Origin of the sequence: Bilophila wadsworthia ATCC 49260, assembly GCF_000701705.1 — a bacterium.
GTDB classification, from domain to species: Bacteria; Desulfobacterota; Desulfovibrionia; order Desulfovibrionales; family Desulfovibrionaceae; genus Bilophila; species Bilophila wadsworthia.
Genome location: NZ_JNJP01000007.1, coordinates 25,037 through 44,158, shown reverse-complemented (window position 1 = coordinate 44,158; position 19,122 = coordinate 25,037). Strand labels below are relative to the sequence as shown.

The 19,122-nt window shown below is 62.3% G+C and carries 13 protein-coding genes; 3 read left to right on the top strand and 10 right to left on the bottom strand.

Annotated elements, in window-relative coordinates; translation table 11 throughout:
• Nucleotides 1–133: 133 nt before the first annotated feature.
• The 5 genes from T370_RS0104960 to T370_RS0104940 all read right to left on the bottom strand — a co-directional run bounded on the left by T370_RS0104960 (nt 134) and on the right by T370_RS0104940 (nt 5,431).
• On the bottom strand, nt 134–655 hold the full coding sequence (locus tag T370_RS0104960; protein WP_016361055.1) for a single-stranded DNA-binding protein: 522 nt from the start codon (nt 653–655) through the stop codon (nt 134–136).
• A 23-nt stretch (nt 656–678) separates the two neighbouring features.
• Nucleotides 679–1,023 carry a hypothetical protein gene (locus T370_RS0104955; RefSeq protein WP_005027411.1) on the bottom strand — a complete coding sequence of 115 codons (345 nt, stop codon included), beginning with the start codon at nt 1,021–1,023 and terminating at the stop codon, nt 679–681.
• Nucleotide 1,024: 1 nt separating this feature from the next.
• Nucleotides 1,025–1,675, bottom strand: coding sequence for a hypothetical protein (locus T370_RS0104950; protein ID WP_005027409.1), 651 nt, complete (start codon nt 1,673–1,675; stop codon nt 1,025–1,027).
• A gap of 72 nt (nt 1,676–1,747) precedes the next feature.
• Nucleotides 1,748–3,997: an acetyl-CoA carboxylase gene (locus T370_RS0104945; protein ID WP_029434950.1), complete on the bottom strand. Its 2,250-nt coding sequence runs from the start codon at nt 3,995–3,997 to the stop codon at nt 1,748–1,750.
• Between the two features lie 18 nt (nt 3,998–4,015).
• A complete protein-coding gene (locus T370_RS0104940) occupies nt 4,016–5,431 on the bottom strand; it encodes a biotin carboxylase N-terminal domain-containing protein (protein WP_029434949.1) in 1,416 nt (471 codons plus the stop codon).
• A gap of 414 nt (nt 5,432–5,845) precedes the next feature.
• Here T370_RS0104940 and T370_RS0104935 point away from each other — a divergent pair, with 414 nt between their 5' ends.
• Nucleotides 5,846–6,817 (top strand): hypothetical protein, encoded by a 972-nt coding sequence (locus tag T370_RS0104935; protein ID WP_029434948.1) that lies wholly within the window; start codon nt 5,846–5,848, stop codon nt 6,815–6,817.
• A 263-nt stretch (nt 6,818–7,080) separates the two neighbouring features.
• Here T370_RS0104935 and typA read toward each other — a convergent pair whose 3' ends face one another.
• Nucleotides 7,081–8,931 (bottom strand): translational GTPase TypA, encoded by a 1,851-nt coding sequence (gene typA, locus T370_RS0104930; protein WP_005027401.1) that lies wholly within the window; start codon nt 8,929–8,931, stop codon nt 7,081–7,083.
• Between the two features lie 292 nt (nt 8,932–9,223).
• On the opposite strand from typA, the gene T370_RS0104925 reads away from it, so the two are divergent.
• Nucleotides 9,224–9,685 carry a CYTH domain-containing protein gene (locus T370_RS0104925; RefSeq protein ID WP_029434947.1) on the top strand — a complete coding sequence of 154 codons (462 nt, stop codon included), beginning with the start codon at nt 9,224–9,226 and terminating at the stop codon, nt 9,683–9,685.
• Nucleotides 9,686–9,846: 161 nt separating this feature from the next.
• On the opposite strand, the gene T370_RS0104920 is transcribed toward T370_RS0104925, so the two are convergent.
• The 4 genes from T370_RS0104920 to T370_RS0104905 form a co-directional block, all read right to left on the bottom strand.
• Nucleotides 9,847–11,697: a sigma-54-dependent Fis family transcriptional regulator gene (locus tag T370_RS0104920; protein ID WP_005027396.1), complete on the bottom strand. Its 1,851-nt coding sequence runs from the start codon at nt 11,695–11,697 to the stop codon at nt 9,847–9,849.
• A 14-nt stretch (nt 11,698–11,711) separates the two neighbouring features.
• Nucleotides 11,712–15,242 (bottom strand): response regulator, encoded by a 3,531-nt coding sequence (locus T370_RS0104915; protein ID WP_029434946.1) that lies wholly within the window; start codon nt 15,240–15,242, stop codon nt 11,712–11,714.
• A gap of 140 nt (nt 15,243–15,382) precedes the next feature.
• Nucleotides 15,383–15,607, bottom strand: a complete 225-nt coding sequence (locus T370_RS0104910) for a hypothetical protein (RefSeq protein ID WP_005027391.1) — start codon at nt 15,605–15,607, stop codon at nt 15,383–15,385.
• 73 nt (nt 15,608–15,680) lie between these two features.
• Nucleotides 15,681–15,971, bottom strand: coding sequence for a cysteine-rich small domain-containing protein (locus T370_RS0104905; RefSeq protein ID WP_005027389.1), 291 nt, complete (start codon nt 15,969–15,971; stop codon nt 15,681–15,683).
• A gap of 302 nt (nt 15,972–16,273) precedes the next feature.
• Between T370_RS0104905 and T370_RS0104900 the strand changes: the two genes are divergently transcribed.
• On the top strand, nt 16,274–19,000 hold the full coding sequence (locus tag T370_RS0104900; RefSeq protein ID WP_005027384.1) for a molybdopterin-dependent aldehyde oxidoreductase: 2,727 nt from the start codon (nt 16,274–16,276) through the stop codon (nt 18,998–19,000).
• Nucleotides 19,001–19,122 lie beyond the last annotated feature (122 nt).

The window sequence follows — 19,122 nt, the reverse complement described above, 5'->3', positions numbered from 1 at the left end:
GTACCTCGGAACGAACTCCTTCCGTGCGGCCTCCTCATCAGTCAAACGTCTTGGGAGGGGAAAGGGAGGGGCTTGGGAAGGGAAAGGGGAACCTTTCTGGAGAAAAGTCCCCCTTTCCCTTCCCCATATTTCTCTAGAACGGCACGTCGTCCATGCCGCTGGCCTCGGAAGGAAACGCCGGGCCCAGATCTTCGTAATCGTCCTGCCGCTGCTGCGGGCGCTGCTGGGGACGGCTGCCGCCTCCCTGCTGAGCCGCCGCAGGACGGCGGGGAGCGCTGTAGCCGCCTTCGCTGCCGCCCGCGCCGCTGGGCATGCCGCCCTGTTCGCCGCCGCGCTTGTCGAGGAACTGGACGCGCTGGGCCTTGATTTCGGTGGTGTAGCGGTCCTGCCCCTGCTGATCCTGCCATTTGCGGGTTTGCAGGCTGCCTTCCACAAACACGAGGCTGCCCTTGGTCAGGTACTGGGAGCAGTTCTCCGCCGCTTTCTGGAACACCACGACGCGGTGCCACTCGGCACGGTCCACACGGTTGCCGTCGCGGTCCGTGTAGGATTCGTCCGTGGCGATGTTGAGCGTGCAGACGGGGCTGCCGCTCTGGGAATAGCGCAGTTCGGGATCGCGGCCGAGCCTGCCGATGATCATAACCTTGTTCAGCATAGTAACTCCTTGCAGGACGCCCTCTAGGGCTTGGGCGCCCGTTCGTTCAATGTGGCAAGTTCCTCTTCCAGCGTTTCGCTCAGCTCGTTGGCCTTGCGCGGTTCCCACTGGAAAAGCGCTTCCTCCAGATCCTTTTTGACGGCGGCGGCGCGCCCGATGCCTTCCCGAAGGCCCTCGGCGACGGCTTGGGGCCAGTCTTCGAACGAAAGGCCGTTTTCCAGCGCCGTCACCAGTTCCAGCACGCCGCGTTTCTCGTCCGGGTACTGGGGGCGGGGCCATGCCAAGGCCGTCAGAGCGGGCCATGCCCGGACGACGTCCTCTTCGCGGTACGTCCATGCGCTGACGCGGATCTGGAGGAGTTTGCCCATGTTATTCCTGCTCCTGCCATTCGGTCTGGACTTTCAGCACGACTTCTTCGATCTGCTGGAGCTGATCCGGGGGGCAGACGCCGATCAGCGGGCTTCCCGCATCCACGTTTTCATTGTGCTCGAAATATACCGTATAGATGAGCCCGTCCGGGCCGGTGTAGTACAGCGGCATTTCCCGCTTCATCCGGGAAACGATGAAGAGTTCCATGCCTTCGTAGACGGAGACGGAACGGCAGCCCGACACCTTGATCTTGGTGTCGATCTGGGGGACGAAATAATACTTGGCCCGCTCGGGAGCCACAAAAAGGTTGAGCGCCTGCTTGAGCAGGATGCGCAGCACCTCGTCCTTGGACAGGAAGTGGCGGATGGTGGCGAGCGGGGTGCCCGCCTGCACGTATGTCCCTTCCAGTTCGCTATGGATGGCGCAGACTTCGCCCTTCTGGACCGCGTTGAGCGGCTTTGGGTTGCGTTCGCGCGTGATGGTGGCGATGAGCGTTCCGGGCCGTTCCTTCCATGTGCCGTTCGGGCCGATGACCTTGTCTCCCAGTTTGAGCGAACCGAAGGTCACCACACCGGTATGCGGAGCGACGATTTCCTGTTCCTCAAAAGGGGAAGCCTTGATTTCTTCGAGAAGGCTTGTGACATCTAACATGCTGTTGACTCTCTTCTTGCAAAGGGGAAAGGCGGGGGACCGGGAATCCCCGGCCCCGAAGCCCCACGGCGGTTAACGGTAGTAAAGGTTGCGGCCGCCCATCGTCAGCAGGACCTGCTTCAGATTGGCGCGCGCCTCACGGCGATCCCATACACCCTGAATGTGCCCCCGCGCCAGTGCCTTATATGCGCTGTGGTAGTGGGGCTCGATGTCTATGCCCGTGGTTTCCTTGATGACGCCGCGTCCGGCGAACCCGAGGTTCGAGGAGCGCATGGCGTACTGGTAGGGCGAGCAGCCGAGGAAGCTCGCCACCGGCCCGGCGTAGGAATTGGTGTCGTACAGGACCGTATACAGGCCCCCGGCATTGATGTAGCGGCGCACCGCCACCGTGCAGCGGGGCATCTGGATGACGCCGTGTGTGCCTTCCTGAATGCGGATGCCCGCCGTGCCGTGCACATAGGCGAGAAGCGGGTAGCGCTTCTTCATGGCCAGTTCCGCGGCTTCCACAAATTTGGTGCCTTCGGCGGAACCGACGGAGCCGCCGCGGAAAGTGCCCGCGAACAGGGCGACGATCATCTTGGTGCCGTCCAGCTTGGCTTCGAAGGTGATGCAGCCGCTCTTGAGCTTGGTACGTTCCCGCGCTTCGGCGAGGCGGGCGTCGAAACCTTCAAACTGCAAGGGGTTGGTGGCTTCCACTTCGCCGTTGAATTCGCGGACGGAATCCTCGTCGAACACGTTTTTGACGAACCACTGGTATTCCATCGGGAAGTGGTGGCCGCACCACGTGCAGACGCCCGCGAATTCGCCGTACAGATCCGGGGACCACAGGTCGAGGCAGCCATGCGTGCCGGCATTCGGGCAGGTGATGGCGCGGTCTTCCTTGGCGCGGGGGCTGATGTACGTCCATTTGCCCTTGCGGGATTCGCTTTCCTCGTCCCAGTCGGAAAGCGTGGTCAGGTTGCGCACGGTTTCCGGTTCGATGGAGGGGCGCTGATCTCGCGGGATGCGGCAGAAGGGCGCGGTCAGGCGGCGCTTCAGCAGGTGCATCTCGGACGTCATTTCGTCCATCAGATAGGCGAATTTGCGCTGATGCTTGGTGATGAGCGCATATTTGATGCGGGCGGAGATGTTGCCCCACGACTCGCGCATACTGTTGCGCATCTTGTTGAGGAAGGGGCGGCGGTCGATGTAGGCCCCGCGCGAGAGGCGGAGGAATTTTTTCTGGCGGCGCAGGACAAGGCGCTCGCGGGCTCCCTGGCTGAGGTGCCAGCGGATATACATCTCGTCGAGGTTGATGTCGTCGCGGCTCATGCGGCGGAGCAGCGCGCCGCGGAACATGCCCGAGCGCACGGACAGGACGGTCTCGTCGGTGGCCCGGATGATTTCCTGCCGCAAGGTGCGGAAGAAGTCGTAATGGTACGGGCGCGCGCCGAGGCTGGGTTCCTGAATGACCCTGTCGATATAGCCGAACTGGAGGTTGTCCTCGGCGGTGATGTGCAGCTGGGTGGCGCAGCGCTCGATGAGCTCGGGGGTGGCGCGCTGGCCGGGCTTCAGGCGGCCTTCGATGGCCGCAGCGCCTTCGGGGGAAATGACCGAGTAGTAGCCGTGCGAGAGCATGAGGCGGCGGTCCGCCAGCGAAATGGCTTCGGCGCCGCCGGAACCGCCTTCGGAGAACACGGCGACCATAGGCACGGTGAGCCCGGCCATTTCATAGAGGTTTTTCGCAATCTGCTGCGCCGCGCCGGGCGTGTCCTCGATGGGGAAGGAGCCGGGCGTGAAGACATAGGTATGGATCGGGATGCCTTCGGTTTCCGCGACCTTCATGTACTGGAGGGCTTTGGAGTTGCCCCACGGCTTGACGGAGCCGCCGTTGCGGAATTCCTCGCCGTGGCCTTTTTCCTGGCCGATGACCATGATGAGCTGGTTGTAGGTCTTCTTGCCGCGGCGGCGGGTGATGGTGGCGCGGGCGATGAGCATACTCGGATCGATGCTGTGCTCTTCCTGACCGCCGATTTCCGTGAAGTTGTCGTACACGTTCTCAAGGATGTCACGCAGGCAGATACGCTGCGGGTGGCGGACGATGCGCACCTTGTCCATAGGCTGGATCTTCGTTTCCAGCTTGCGCTCCATGAACGTGAACAGTTCTTCCAGCGTGGTGAGCTCCGCGTCCGGATCGGACTGGATGCCCTCCGTGGCGCGGCGGAAGAATTCGTTCAGGCGGTTGTGCAGCAGCTCGATGTCTTCCGGGTGCTTGCCGTCAAAGATATCCCGGATATAATTGAGGCGTTCGCTCAGATGATGTGCTCTTTTTTCGATATCCATGCTGTATCCAGTAATCCGCTAGAAGCGGAGAATGCGGCCCGTATTGGCCCGGAGGAAGTTGACGTTGGACTTCAGTTCGCCGGACTGGTTCTCACCCTGCAGGGTCAGCTCGTCGAGGAACTGCATACCACGTTCCTTGGCCTGTTCGAGGTTTTCGCCCCAGATGATGGCAAGCGCGAGGTTCGGGTCGAATTCCGTGGGGATTTCGTACGACTCGTCCGTGGGCACGTGCGTGTGCATCTTGAGCCAGGGATGGCTCGGCCAGCCGAAGGCGTCGATACGGCCGACCCACGGCGTGAAGCGGTTGTCGGGATCTTCGGCGATGAGGCGGTATTCGATGCCCACGCCTTCAAAGGTGATGTCTTCCTGCGTATAGCCGAGGGGTTCGCCGAGGCCGATGCGGATCTGCTCGGCGATGATGTCGACGTCGCCCTGTCCCTTGACCTTGGAAATGCGGGCGGAGACGCCGTTTTCCACCTGAATGCGGGTGTTCACTTCCATAAGGAAGGGGCTGCCGTCCTTGGTGACGATCCATTCCCACGTGCCCACGTTGTCGTAACCGACCTTGCGGGCCAGCGCGAGGGAGTGGCGGGTGATGTCTTCCAGCAGCTTGTCCGCGTCGAAATCGTATTCGATGGACGAGGAGTCGAAACCGGGCGCGACTTCGATACGCTTCTGGAGGCCGGTGGACTGGATCGAGCAATTGCGGGTGCCGAAGTGGACCGGGTTTTTGCCGCTCCGGTCGGAGACGATCTGCACTTCAAGGTGGTTGAAGCCGCAGATGCGCTGTTCGATGAGTACGCCTTCGTCCTTGAACTGGCGGAGCGCGTAGTTGCGGATACGCCGGTACACGGAGCGGAACTGATCGATGTCGTACACTTCCTCAATGCCCATGCCGCCGCCGCCCGCGGAAGCCTTGACGAGGACCAGCGGGCGGGTGATGCCCTGCTGGAGCTGGAAGTCGTAAAGGCTCCTGGCGATTTTTTCGGCTTCCATTTCGTCGTAAATGGGGCGGTCGGAACCGGGAACCGTGGGCACGCCGAGGCTGCGGGCAAGGCGTTTGGTATTGATTTTATCGCCGAGCTCCCGGATGACCCGCCATGAGGGGCCGATGAAGATCAGCTTGCGTTCTCTGGTAGTGACCCGGCGGGCGAAGCGGAAGTCTTCCGCGAAGAAGCCGTAGCCGGGGTGAATGGCCGTGGCGCCGGCGTCGTCGGCGACGGACAGGATTTCGTTGGCGTCGTGATAGGAGGACACCTGATAGAGGGATTTTTCCCCACCAAGTTCTTTGGCGATGCGTACGTGACCGGAATGGATGTCCTCGGCCGTATGCACGCAAACGAATTCCAGGCCCAGTTTACGGCAGGCCTGAACGATGCGCACGGCGATTTCTCCTCGGTTGGCTACGAGGACTTTATGTTCTGTTTTCTCCACCGTTGTACCTCATGCATGATTTGTAGGCTTCGGAGCGGCGCGCTGCCCGTCGCCGGGCGACTGGCCCGGTATGGATTTTCTCCTGCTCCGTTCCCAGCTTGCAGATGCGGAGAGCTCCTGCGGGTCTGACAGTATCGCCTAAATCAGGGCCGTTAGCAATCGCTCTGCTAGGGGATTCAAGATTTTTTCGGAAAATGGAAGCCTTTTTGCATGGGCTAGCTTCCGGTTTCGAATGACTATTTCCGGAATACGCCCTTAGATGCGTAAAAAAAGTGTACGAACAGGGTTTACTTTTGGTATTGGTGACCCCATGTTGATGCCTGAATCGTTGCGCGTGCCTCCGACGGGCGTTCCGTTTGCCAGCGGGATGCGGCGGAGGGCGCTTCACTTTCTGCCCTGTAATGAGGAAATGGCATGGAATCGATGTCTGTACTGGAGCGTTTGTCCGAACTGTTGCCCGCCTTGCCGCCGGGCCTCATCGAAGCATGGGGCCAGCTTGTGCTGTTCGCCGTGCCGGTATGCTTATATCTCGCGGCTGTCGTTTTGCCTTTTGTGGTGCTCTACGGACTGATCCGCGCCCATTTCGGCAGGAGGAGCCTGCTGGAGCGCTGTTCCCGCCAGCAGGCGCGGTTCGCCAATTTTCTGAACTGGCTTTTCCTTGTGTGCTTCGTGGGCCTCGGGCTGTCCAAGGTCGTCCCCTACGAGACGTTCCCCCCGCTGTATCAGGCGGGCCTGTACCTTTCGGCGGGCCTTCTGCTTGGCGGCACCATCCTCTGGACCGTCGTGGTGGCGGCGTGGAAGCCGCTGCGCGGCTGGCCCGTGCTGCACGGTTTCCTCGCGTTCCTGACCGGAAGCAGCCTTGCCTGCCTCCCCATCATCGGGCTTATTCTGGGCCGCGTGGCCTTGCAGGGCACGGAGCTGCCGCAAGAGAACGATCTTCAGACGCTGATCGATCTCCTGTTGCCTTCCGCCAGTGATCCTTTCTGGCTGTACTTTGGGCTGATCCACTTCCTTGAGGTCGCCTCTGCAGGGGCTCTGGGGCTGTTCTGGCTTCTCGTCCGGCGGAAGATCGACGATTTCGGGCGCGACTACTACGTCTTCGCGGCCAACTGGTGCGGCGAGTGGGCCGCGTGGGGCGGCTGGTTCTCTCTGATCATGGCGGGCGTGCTGTGCTTCATGTTGCAAACGCAGGATCTGCTGACGCTTGAAAATCAGGGGGCGCTCCTGTTCGTCACAGCGTTGTTTGCGGCGCTGCTCATCCCCTCCATCATCTGGACCGTCATCGCCCGGAGCGCGACGCCGATGCGCCATAAGATCGGCATGATCTTCTCCCTCCTGCTTCTGGTCGTCGCCATCGCCAACAGCGGCGTCCTCGTACTGCTGTAGCGGGCCGGGAAGAGCCTTTACTCTTCCCCGCAAGAGGCCCCGTCCGTCTTCTCCCATCAACTACGCAGATCATCCACTTACGAGAATGAGAAAGCCCGTGCGGAACAGACCAGCACGGGCTTTCTTGCCTGTTACGGCAACACATTTGAACAGGGATTCGATAAACGCGAAAGTCTTTGGAGAGGAAGGGGGAGAGGTTTGGAGAGGGGGAAGGGGAACCTTTCTCCTGAAAGGTTCCCCTTCCCCCTCTCCAATCTTAAACTTTATTTCCCAGGGCTGGCGATCTTTTTCTTGCCGGCGGACTGGTAGCGCTTGAGCGCATTCAGCTCGGCTTTGCGCAGACGGATGGAGTGGGGGGTCACTTCGACCAGCTCGTCTTCACGGACGAAATGCAGGGCGTGCTCCAGCGTCATGGGGCGGACGGGCGTCAGGACAACGGCTTCGTCCTTGCCGGATGCGCGCATGTTGGTGAGCTTCTTTTCCTTGGTGGGGTTCACGTCGATGTCGTTGTCGCGGTTGTGCTCGCCGACGATCATGCCTTCGTAGACGGGATCGCCCGGCACCACGAAAAGCTGGCCGCGCGGCTCAAGGTTGAAGAGCGCGTAGGCGACGGCATTCCCGGCGCGGTCGGACACGATGGAGCCCGTGAAACGGCTCGGGAAATCGCCGCGATGGGGCTCGTAGCCCTCGAGCAGGGAGTTCATGATGCCCGTGCCCTTGGTGTCGGTGAGGAACTCGTCGCGGTAGCCGATGAGCCCGCGGGACGGAACCGAGAATTCCAGACGGACGCGGCCCGTGCCGTTGTTCACGCAGTTGACCATGCGGCCCTTGCGCTGCGCGATCTTGTCGGTCACGACGCCCATGAAGTTTTCGTCGCAATCGACGTAAAGCTGCTCGATGGGCTCAAGGAGCTGCCCGTTCTCGTCCCGCTTGAAGATGACTTCGGGGCGGCCCACGCAGAGTTCAAAGTCTTCGCGGCGCATGGTTTCGATGAGGATGGCCATCTGGAACTCGCCGCGGCCCTTGACGATGAAGCTGTCCTTCTCGTCGGGCTCCTCAATCTTGATGGCCACGTTGATGAGGGCTTCCTTGAGCAGGCGGTCGCGGATCTTGCGGGACTGGACGTTCTTGCCTTCGCGCCCGGCGAGAGGCGAGGTATTGATGGTAAAGCGCATGGCTACGGTGGGCTCGTCAACACGGAGGCGCGGGAGCACGCGGATGTTTTCCTTGGTGCAGATGGTGTCGCCGATGGCCACGTCGTCCATGCCCGCGATGATGACGATGTCGCCGGGCATGGCTTCCGTGATGTCGACGAGGCGCAGGCCCTCGTAGGCTTGCAGGCGGGTCACGCGCAGGGGCACGGGGACGCCCGCTTCATTGACGCAGACCATCGCCTCGTTGGAGCGCACCGTGCCGTGCAGGCTGCGGCCCACGGCGAGGCGGCCGAGGTATTCGGAGTAGTCGAGGTCCGAAACCAGCATCTGGAAAGGTTCCTCGGGATCGTAGGACGGGCCGGGGACCACTTCAAGGATGGTTTCGAAGAGGGGGGAGAGGTCCACGCGGGGGGCGTCCAGTTCGCGCATGGCCACGGCGTCGCGGCCGATGGCGTAGAGCACCGGGAATTCAAGCTGTTCTTCCGTGGCGTCGAGATCGATGAACAGGTCGTAGACTTCGTTCAGCACTTCCTGCGCGCGGGCGTCCTTGCGGTCGATCTTGTTGACGACCACGATGATCTTGAGGCCGCGTTCCAGCGCCTTGCGGAGCACGAAACGGGTCTGGGGCAGGGGGCCTTCCGCCGCGTCGACCAGCAGGATGGCGCCGTCGGCCATGGACAGGGCGCGCTCGACCTCACCGCCGAAGTCGGCGTGGCCGGGGGTGTCGATGATGTTGATTTTCACGCCGTTCCAGCTCACGGCACAGTTCTTGGCGGAGATGGTGATGCCGCGTTCCCGTTCCAGATCCATGCTGTCCATGACACGGTCATCGACCTGCTGGTCGCTTCGGAAAATCCCGCTCTGGCGGAAGAGTGCGTCCACGAGCGTGGTCTTGCCGTGGTCAACGTGAGCAATGATGGCGATATTACGAAGCTTTTCGTTACGAACGAGATCTTTCAAGAAAGTATCCTCATGGAGATTGGCCGGACGAGACCGGAAGGGCAGGCCGGAAAAAGGGGCGCGTCAACAATGACGGAATCGGTATCTGTACACCGTTTCGCCTTGTTACGCAAGCGGCTGTAAAAACGCATTCCCAAACGGAAAGGGAGGCGGGGTGTTCCCCATGCACCCGGAGCCCGGAAAACGTCCCGCATACGGAAGGCGTTTCCGGTGGAAAACGCCGCGCCTGTACGCCGGGGCCGAAACGCGGTAGAGGGGAAGCATACGGCATTGGGCCGTATGGGAGGATGATATGAACGTGGAAATCGAGCGAAAATTTCTTGTCAAAAGCGAGGCATGGCGCGGGCTCGCCGAAGGCGTGCGGTTCCGGCAGGGCTACTTGCAGACGCACCCGTGCACGGTCCGCGTGCGTACGGAAGGCGAACGCGGCGTTTTGACCATCAAAAGGCAGACACGGGGCTTTTCCCGCGAGGAGTTCGAGTACGAGATCCCGCGCGGGGACGCCGACAGGATGCTCGACACGCTGGCGCTGCCATCCCTCATCGACAAGATCCGCTATAAAATCCCCTATCAGGGCTTTGTCTGGGAAGTCGACGAGTTCCTCGGGGACAACGCGGGGCTTGTCGTCGCTGAAATCGAACTTTCCGACGAGGGGCAAGCCTTTGAGCGGCCCGGCTGGATTGGGGAAGAGGTGACGGGCGACCGCCGGTATGCCAATTCCGCGCTGGCGAGTCGCCCGTTTTGCACGTGGTAGGCGGATGCCCCGGCACCATGCGGAAGCTTTAGGGGAGGGGCTTTTCCGGGGAAAAGCTTTTCCTTTTGTTCCCCAAACCCGCCGGACGGATCGGGTCCGTCCCCTTTCCCAAAAGCTTTCGCGTTGATGGAATCCCAGGGCGCGGCGTTTCCTGAACCGGGCTATTTGCCCTCTTCGTCCTCCAGATCGAACTGCTTGATCTTGCGGAACAGGGTGCGGCGGTCGATGCCGAGGATATCCGCCGTTTCCGCCCGCTTCCAGTCGTTGCGGCGGAGCGTTTCGAGCAGGTATTCCCGCTCGAAGCGGTCCAGCGCCGAGGCCAGCGGTTCCTGCGGCAGGGCCTGGCGGTGTTCGGCCTCGCCGGTGCCTGTCTGTCCCCCTGCGGGAAGCTGCCCCGAGCCGACCTGCAATGTGCCGAGCTGGACCTTGCCGAGCGTCAGATAACGGTACAGCGTATTGTGCAGCTCGCGGATGTTGCCCGGCCAGTCGTACTGCATGAACGCCTGCATGACCTCGCCGTTGAGGGCGGGGAGATCCCCGACGCGGGGATAGGCGTTGAGGAAGTACTCGATGAGCAGGGGGATGTCCTCCTTGCGCTGGCGCAGGGGGGGCAGGTGGATCGGGATGACGTGGATGCGGTAGAAGAAGTCCTCGCGCATCTGCCCCGAGGCGACCCGTTCGGCCAGATTGCGGTTGGTGGCGGCGATGATGCGGAAGTTGGGCTTGTGCAGGTCGGAGCCGCCGACCGGGGTGAAGCCCTGCCCCTCGATGGCGCGGAGGAGCTTGGTCTGGGCGGAAAGGCTCAATTCCCCGAGTTCGTCGAGGAAAAGGGTTCCGCCGTCGGCCCGGTCGAGGCAGCCCTTGCGGTCGGCCAGCGCGCCCGTGAACGCGCCTTTCTTGTAGCCGAAGAACTCGCTTTCAAAGAGGTTTTCGGGGATGGCCCCGCAGTTCACCGCGATGAACGGCTTGTCGCAGCGGGCGCTGCATTCGTGCACGGCACGGGCGGCCAGCTCCTTGCCCGTCCCGGATTCTCCGAACACGACCACGCAGTCCTCCGTGGCCCCGGCGCGGGCGATGAGCTCAAACACCTCGCGCATGGGCGGCGAATCCCCGACGATGTTGTTGAAGCAGCGGGCCTTGAGGCGCTCGCGGAGCTCTTCGTTTTCCCTGCGGATGCCGAGCTCGTTCTTTTGCTTTTCCGTAATGTCGTTGACGAGCCCTTCAATGGTGATGAGCGTGCCCGAGGCGTCGAACGCGCCCGAGGACTGCTCCCACACCCATTTTTCCTCGCCCCACGCCGTGATGATGCGGTAGACGAGTTCCCAGCGTCGGTGCTCCTTGAGGGCCGTTGCGATGGCGCTGCGGATGGTTTCGCGGTCCTCTTCGTGGGCGATGTCCAGGAGGCCGAGGCGTTCCTCGCCCATGAACCTGTCCGGTGCGTACCCCGTCAGGCCAAGGACGCCGTCGCTGACGAAGCTGACCGCGCGGCGGGCGTCGGGGATGCCTCCGATGACGGTTTCCCGGTAGGCGAGGCCGGGCAGGTTGTCGAGCAGGGCCAGCAGCTGGCGGCGGTGCTCGTCCAGCTCCTTGCCGATTTCGGCGTTGTGGCGTTTGAGCTGCTCGCGCATTTGCTTGTTCATGATGTGCGTACGCACGCGTGCCAGCACCTCGGCGTCATGGAACGGCTTGGTGATGTAGTCGACGCCGCCGACCTCGAACCCCCGCGTTTTCTGGCTGGGATCGTCCACGTAGGAAATGAAGACCACGGGGATGTCGCACAGCCGGGGATCCCGTTTGATATGCTCGCAGACGGCATAGCCGTCCATATCCGGCATCATGACGTCGAGCAGTACCAGATCAGGGATCTGCTTGCCCATGTATTCCAGTGCTTTTGTCCCGCTTTTGGCGACGCCGAGCCGGTATTCCCGGTTCAGCTTGCTGACGAGTATCCGCAGGTTGGTGGGATCATCGTCCACGACGAGGACAAGGGGCTTTTCGTATTCCGTTTCCATAAGCAGAGGCTCCATCACAGCGTATCCGGGGGAAGCAGCGCCAGCGCTTCGTCATAATCGTAGAAATCGATCGCCTGCTGTAGTTTTTCCATCAGAGCAGATGGAAGGAAAGCCGTCAACGGCATGAGCGCCTCCGCGATCCGCTCGGGATCGGCAAGGGCCAGCATCTCCTTAAAATGTTGCAGCTGCGCTTTTTGATCTTCATCCAGCGTTCCGGCCTGTACGGGCTGGGGCGGGGCTTCCTGCGGCTGCGGCGTTTCAGGGAGGGCTTCCAGTACGGATGTCTGCACGGTGGCGAAGGCCTCCTCCAGCGCGCCGAGCAGCGGGGAGAAGGTCTGCGCCAGCGCCGCCGTTTCGACGGCGGCGTTCCCCGATTGCCTGACGAACTGCTTGAGCGCGAGCTCCAGAGCGTGGGCGTCCTGCTGCACGGCGATGGCCCCCACGTTGGCGGATGCGCCTTTCAGGTTGTGGGCCTCGCGGATGAGCCATTCCCACGCCGGGCGGCACAGCGCCTGTTCGGGCATGGCGGGATCGAGGTACAGCCCCTTGCGCAGGGCGGGCAGGGCTTCGGAGGTGTTGCGCACATAGCCCCGCAGGATTTTCTGGTACGTCTCCGGCGAAACGTTGAGGCGTTCGATGGCTCCGGCGTCGAGGCAAGGGGGCAGGGCCGTGTTGTTGAGTACGATGGGGGCGGAAAGTGCCGCGGATTCCGATCTGTGCGTGGCCTGTTCGGGCTTGCGCGGCAGGATTTTGTTCGGGAGCAGCGCCCGCAGCGTGCCGAACAGGGCTGCGCGGCTGAGGGGCTTCGAAAGGTACCGGGCGATCCCGGCGGAAAGCGCCCGCATTTTGTCCTCATGCATGGCGTGGGCCGTGATCGCGACGATGGGCAGCCCTTCGAGTTCGGGCATGGTGCGGATGATCCGGGTGGCCTCGTAGCCGTCCATGACCGGCATCTGGACGTCCATCAGGACGAGATCGAAGCGTTCGCCCCGCTGCGCGCCGACCCTGAGTGCGTCGAGGGCCTGTTTGCCGTTGCTGACGATGGTGAGCTGGACGCCCGTGTCCTCAAAGAGCGCTTCCATGATTTCCTGGTTGGTGGGGTTGTCTTCCGCCACCAGGATGCGGACGTCATGGAACAGCGGCGTTTCCATCGGCGAGGGCTGGGGATGCAGCCGCCCGGAGTAGGCCACGAGGCAGGGCTCGTTGAGCGAGACGATGGATTCGTGCAGCCCGCGCAGGGTCACGAGGGACAGGATGGCGACCTGCCCGTCGTGCTGGGCGGCGTCCCGGTTGGATACGGAAAGGATCTGCTCGCCCGCGTGCTCGTCCATGAGGATGGCGGGGATGGTGCGCCCGAAGGCCGTGCGCAGCGCGCGCAGGGCATACAGCGTGTTGGGCTCCGAGAGCTTGCGGTCGAGGAACAGGAGGTCCGGCTGCTTCTTGGGCAGCTCCTGCGCCTTGCGTACGGCTTCCTCCGTGTTTGTGGCCGTAAGCGCATCAATGCCGAGGGCCGAGAAATGGCGGCAAAGGATTTCCGTCTGGAGCGGCGAGGCGCTGAGGACGAGTGCGTGGATGGGCTGGGCCGACGGGGGCGGCAACTGCGCGGTCGCTCCCGAGTCGGGCTGGGTGCACAGCGGGATGGAGAACGCGAAGGTGCTGCCGACGTTGGGTTCGGATTCCACCCAGATTTCGCCGTGCATCATTTCGACGAGCTGGCGGCAGATGCACAGGCCGAGGCCGGTCCCGCCGTGGCGGCGCGTGGTGGAGGCGTCAACCTGCCGGAAAGGCTGGAAGAGCTGGCCGAGGAACTCGGGCGCGATCCCGACGCCCGTGTCGCGCACGAAGCAGATGATCTGCACGCGCCGCTGTTCCGGGCAGGTGTCGGAAGGCAGCGGTTCGGCATGGCCCTGCTTGAGCGTCACGCAGATCTGCCCGCCGGGGCCGGTGAATTTCACCGCATTGGTCACGAGGTTCATGATGATCTGCTGGAGGCGCCCGGCATCGCCGATCAGCGCGATCTGCATGTTCGGGTCCATGTCTACGACGAGCTCGATGCCGCCCGCGTGGGCGTTGTGCAGGGCCACGGTGCAGACGTGGTGCACCACGTCGTCCAGCATGAACGGGGCCTGCTCAAGCTCAAGGTGCCCGGCTTCGATTTTCGACACGTCGAGCAGGTCGTTGATGATTTCAAGAAGCGCCCGCGAAGACTGGAGGATGGCCCGGAGGTAGCGGTGCGGCGGGGTCTTTTCCTTGAGCAGGGCGAGCTCGGCGAACGCCATGATGCCGTGCAGGGGCGTGCGTATTTCGTGGCTGATGTTGGCGAGGAACTGGCTTTTCGCCGTGGTGGCGGCGTCGGCGGCTTCCTTGGCGAGCTGGAGCTCGGCGTTGATGGCCTGCAGGTCGCGCGTGCGCTCGTTGACGCGGTGCTCCAGTTCCACGTTGGACTGCTCCAGCATGGCCCGGCTTTCCCGGAGCTCCTTTTCGGCTCGGTCGTATTTGGCCAGCTCCTGATTGAGCTGGGCCGTCCTGCGCGATACCTGCCGCTTGAGGGAGAAGTTCCAGTAAAGGACAAAGGCAAACACCGTGAACAGCACTTCCGCCGCAAAGAGCATCATCCAGATGGTCTGCTTGGAAAACGCCTTCTTCTCGTAGGGCTGGAGCCACTTCTGGGCAATGATCCTGCGCTCTTCCGGCGTGATCTTGCTGAGTGCCTTGTTGATGATGCTGTGGAGCTCGGGCCAGTCCTTGCGGATGCCGAAGGCGTGCCCGTAAGGCGCGTCGATGGAACCGGCGGCGCGGAGGTTGCGGATGCCGCTGTTGTTGATTTTTTCCGTGATGTTGAACTGGTAGTCGATCATGGCGTCGACTTCGCCGAAGGCGACTTTCTGCAGCCCCTCCAGCGTGTTTTTGACGGGCACGGGCGTTATCTCAGGGTGCAGCTCCTCAAGGAAGTCGTGCCATGAATACCGGTTGACCACTGCGACCCGTTTCCCGGCCAAGTCCTTGAGCCCGTCTATGCTCGGTTCCGTTTCGTCCGTGGCGGCCCCGCGGGTCACGCTCTCGCCCTTGGTGGGCTGCCTGGTCACGATGATGCCGGGCAGCACGATATAGGAGGGCGTGAACAACATATATTGGGAGCGGTGCTGCGTCTCGGCGGCGGCGATGTACATGTCCACCTTGTGGGACGTGGCCATGTCGATCGTGTTGGTCCAGTCGGAGGGGGGCGCGATGCGGAAGGAGAGCCCCGTCATCTTGTGGAGGATACGGAGGTAGTCCGGGCCTATGCCGGTATAGCGGCCTTCGGCGTCGAATTTTTCAAGCGGGTAGAAGTCGGGATCGACGCCGACCCGGACCGTATGGTTCTTGCTGAGCCACAGGCGTTCCTGGGGGGTGAGCTCGTCGGAAATGGATGCCTGCCGTTCCATGACGGCATCCACGGGATCGACGTCCCGTTCGAACAGGTTGTCCTGCATGGCTTTCAGGACGAGAAAAACCTGCGTCGCCACGAGAAACACGCCGAAAAGAAGGACTGTCAGCAGACGCACGCGAACCTCATACAACTCGGAGCGGGTGAGGGAGGATCAGCGGGCGGGGAAGATGCCCGCCGTTCCTCCAAAAAAAGAGACAAGCCCGGAACGTCCCACATCGGCGTATCCCGGGCTTATGGGTCATGCGGGAATCCGGATCAGTTCTTGCCGAGGCCGGAAAGGTACTCATGGGCGGCGGTCAGCACGTTCGGCATGAGTATTTCCCCGGCTTTGGGGTTGCACTGGGCCATGGCGATGCACGCGGCCAGATTGTCCCGGACGCGTTCCGCCATGTGGCGGGCCTGCGTCTGGGGCGTCAGGGTTTCCATATGGGCTTCAACCTTGGCGAGGGCTTCTTGGGCCTGTTCGAGCTTGTTGGGCATGAGAGATCATCCTTGCGCAAAAGTGTTTCAGAAAGGCGACTATAACGCAGGCCTTGCTGCTTTTCAAATAAGATCATTCCGTGGGCTGTCGAGGCCCCTTTTCCTTCCCTTCCGCCGCGCGTTCGCGTATCGCCGCGGAAAGCTTTTGGATAATGCGATCATAGTTGTCGGGCTGATGCGGGACGCGGCAGAGGGTGCAATCCTTTATGCCGTTCGCGTTCCAGCGGGGCGTGCCGATGCATTCCGGCAGGAAATAGAGGGGGCAATAACAGAAAAGACAGTTGAATGTCTCAGGATCCGCGTTGGGATGGCACGGAAAGTGGGCGCAGGACGTGTTCCTGAAAAAGCGTGAGCTGTTCTTCATGGCTGTTTCCTTAAACAGTACCAGTGTTTTTCGGGTGACCGCATTGACAGAATGCAGGGCTTCTTATATGCACAAATAAACATATCCGCTCTTCCAAGCAGGGCGGGATAGGTGCACGTCATCGGGAGCCGTTTTTGTACGGAACCGTGCCTCAAGGGTGCGGAGTATCGGCTTCCGAATGTATTCATCAAGCAGGCTACAGGGGAACCGGCGAAAAGGGAACAGTCTCTTTCGCCCGGGTATCCAGAAACCCTCCGGTTGGGCCCGTCTGGCGGGCTGGCCGTGGAATCAAGGAGTGGCACATGATTTCCAAGACTCTCATTGTGAATGGCATGACGAAAACGCTGCTGGTGAATCCGGAAGATTCGCTGGCCGACGTGTTGCGCGGACAGCTTCTGCTGACCAGCGTGAAGGTCGGATGCGGCACGGGTCAGTGCGGTGCCTGTAATGTGATTCTGGACGGCAAGCTGGTACGTACCTGTACGCTGAAAATGAAACGCGTTGAAGACGGGGCCGCCGTCACCACCCTTGAAGGTATCGGCACGCCCGAGCATATGCACCCGCTGCAGCTTTCGTGGATGTTCCACGGCGGCGCGCAGTGCGGCTTCTGCACGCCCGGCTTCATCGTGTCCGCCAAATGCCTGCTCGACAACAACCCGGCCCCGACCCGCAACGACGTGCGCGACTGGTTCCAGAGCCACCGCAACGCCTGCCGCTGCACGGGCTACAAGCCACTGGTCGATGCCGTCATGGACGCCGCCGCCGTCATGCGCGGCGAGAAATCCGTCAAGGACATCGAATATAAGGAACCCGTGGACGGCCGCACGTGGGGTTCCCGCCGTCCGCGTCCCAACGCCGTCGCCAAGGTGACCGGCACGCACGACTTCGGTGCGGATACCGCCCTCAAGATGCCTCCGGACACGCTGCATCTGGCGCTGGCTCAGGCCAAGGTTTCCCACGCCAACATCAAGGGCATCGACACCTCCGAAGCCGAAGCCATGCCCGGCGTGTACCGCGTGCTGACCCACAAGGACGTCAAGGGCAAGAACCGCATTACCGGCCTCATCACCTTCCCGACCAACAAGGGTGACGGCTGGGATCGTCCCATCCTGAACGATACCAAAATCTTCCAGTACGGCGACGCCCTCGCCATCGTGTGTGCCGACTCCGAAGCGCACGCCCGCGCCGCCGCCGACAAGGTCAAATTCGATCTCGAGCTGCTGCCCGAATACCTGAACGCCCCGGACGCGATGGCTCCCGACGCCATCGAAATCCACCCCGGCACCCCGAACACCTACTTCGAGCAGAAGGAAGTGAAGGGGCAGGAAACCGCTCCCTTCTTCGCCGACGCCAATAACGTGGTGGCGGAAGGCAGCTACTACACGCAGCGCCAGCCCCACCTGCCCATCGAGCCGGACGTGGGGTACGGCTACATGAACGAAGAAGGCAAGCTGGTCATCCATTCGAAATCCATCGGCCTGCACTTGCACGGCCTGATGATCGCACCCGGTCTGGGGCTTGATTTCGGCAACGACATGGTCATGGTGCAGTGCAACGCGGGCGGTACCTTCGGCTACAAGTTCAGCCCGACCATGGAAGCGCTCATCGGCGTGGCCGTGCTCGCCACCGGCCGTCCCTGCCACCTGCGCTACAACTACGAACAGCAGCAGCAATACACCGGCAAGCGTTCGCCGTTCTTCACGACCGTCCGCTACGCCGCCGACAAGGCCACCGGCAAGATCAAGGCCATGGAAGCCGACTGGATCGTCGACCACGGCCCGTATTCGGAATTCGGCGACCTGCTGACCCTGCGCGGTGCCCAGTACATCGGCGCTGGCTACGGCATCGAAAACATCCGCGGCCTCGGCAAAACGGTCTGCACGAACCACGGTTGGGGTGCGGCGTTCCGTGGCTACGGCGCTCCGGAAAGCGAATTCGCCTCCGAAGTGCTCATTGACGAACTGGCCGAAAAGCTCGGCATGGACCCGCTGGAACTGCGCGCGGTCAACTGCTACAAGCCCGGCGACACCAATCCTTCCGGTCAGGCCCCCGAAGTGTTCAGCCTGCCGGACATGATCGACATCATGCGTCCCAAGTTCAAGGCGGCGAAGGAAAAGGCCGCGGCGAACTCCACCGACACCGTGAAGCGCGGCGTGGGCGTGGCCATCGGCATCTACGGTTGCGGTCTGGACGGTCCGGACTCGGCGGAAAGCTGGGCGCAGTACAATGAAGACGGCACGGTCACCATCGGCGTGTGCTGGGGAGATCACGGTCAGGGCGCCGACGCCGGCGCGCTCGGCACGGCCCACGAGGCCCTGCGTCCCCTGAATATTGCCGCCGACAAGATCCGCCTTGTCATGAACGACACCTCCAAGGCCCCCGTGGGCGGCCCGGCCGGCGGTTCCCGTTCGCAGCTCGTGGTGGGCAACGCCATCCGCGTGGCCTGTGAAACCCTGATCGAGGCCATGAAAAAGCCCGGCGGCGGTTTCTATACCTATGACGAAATGAAGGCCGAAGGCCGCGAGGTCCGCCAGTACGGCAAGTGGACCACCCCGTGCACGTCCCCGGACGAAAACGGGCAGGGCGAACCCTTCTGCTGCTACATGTACGGCCTGTTCATGGCCGAAGTGGCCGTGGACATCACGACCGGCAAGACCGCGGTGGAAAAGCTGACCATGATCGCCGACATCGGCAAGGTGAACAACCGCCTCGTGACGGACGGCCAGCTGTACGGCGGTCTGGCGCAGGGCATCGGCCTCGCCCTGACCGAGGACTATGAGGATATCAAGAAGCACTCCACGCTCATTGGCGCCGGTCTGCCCTACATCAAGGACGTCCCGGACGACATTGAGCTGATCTACCTCGAAAACTCCCGCAAGGACGGCCCGTTCGGCGCATCCGGCGTGGGCGAGCTTCCGCTCACCGCTCCACATGCCGCCATCATCAACGCCATCTATCAGGCTTGCGGCGCCCGCGTGAGGCATCTGCCCGCACGGCCTGAGAAGGTGCTGGCCGCTCTGAAGAAGTAATCGATAGTGAGACGTGACATGTCCGGCCTTCCAAAGAGGGCCGGGCGTTAAAGCCCTCCCGGTTCTTGTGTAGCGAGATGCGTTATGCGGGCCGGGAGGGCCGTTTGGTTTTGACGGTTTCC

Coding starts and splice junctions, on each gene's coding strand:
- T370_RS0104960 (WP_016361055.1), bottom strand. CDS start 655: ATGCTGAACAAGGTTATGATCATCGGCAGGCTCGGCCGCGATCCCGAA.
- T370_RS0104935 (WP_029434948.1), top strand. CDS start 5,846: ATGGAATCGATGTCTGTACTGGAGCGTTTGTCCGAACTGTTGCCCGCC.
- T370_RS0104955 (WP_005027411.1), bottom strand. CDS start 1,023: ATGGGCAAACTCCTCCAGATCCGCGTCAGCGCATGGACGTACCGCGAA.
- T370_RS0104945 (WP_029434950.1), bottom strand. CDS start 3,997: ATGGATATCGAAAAAAGAGCACATCATCTGAGCGAACGCCTCAATTAT.
- T370_RS0104910 (WP_005027391.1), bottom strand. CDS start 15,607: ATGCCCAACAAGCTCGAACAGGCCCAAGAAGCCCTCGCCAAGGTTGAA.
- T370_RS0104950 (WP_005027409.1), bottom strand. CDS start 1,675: ATGTTAGATGTCACAAGCCTTCTCGAAGAAATCAAGGCTTCCCCTTTT.
- T370_RS0104920 (WP_005027396.1), bottom strand. CDS start 11,697: ATGGAAACGGAATACGAAAAGCCCCTTGTCCTCGTCGTGGACGATGAT.
- T370_RS0104925 (WP_029434947.1), top strand. CDS start 9,224: ATGAACGTGGAAATCGAGCGAAAATTTCTTGTCAAAAGCGAGGCATGG.
- T370_RS0104905 (WP_005027389.1), bottom strand. CDS start 15,971: ATGAAGAACAGCTCACGCTTTTTCAGGAACACGTCCTGCGCCCACTTT.
- T370_RS0104900 (WP_005027384.1), top strand. CDS start 16,274: ATGATTTCCAAGACTCTCATTGTGAATGGCATGACGAAAACGCTGCTG.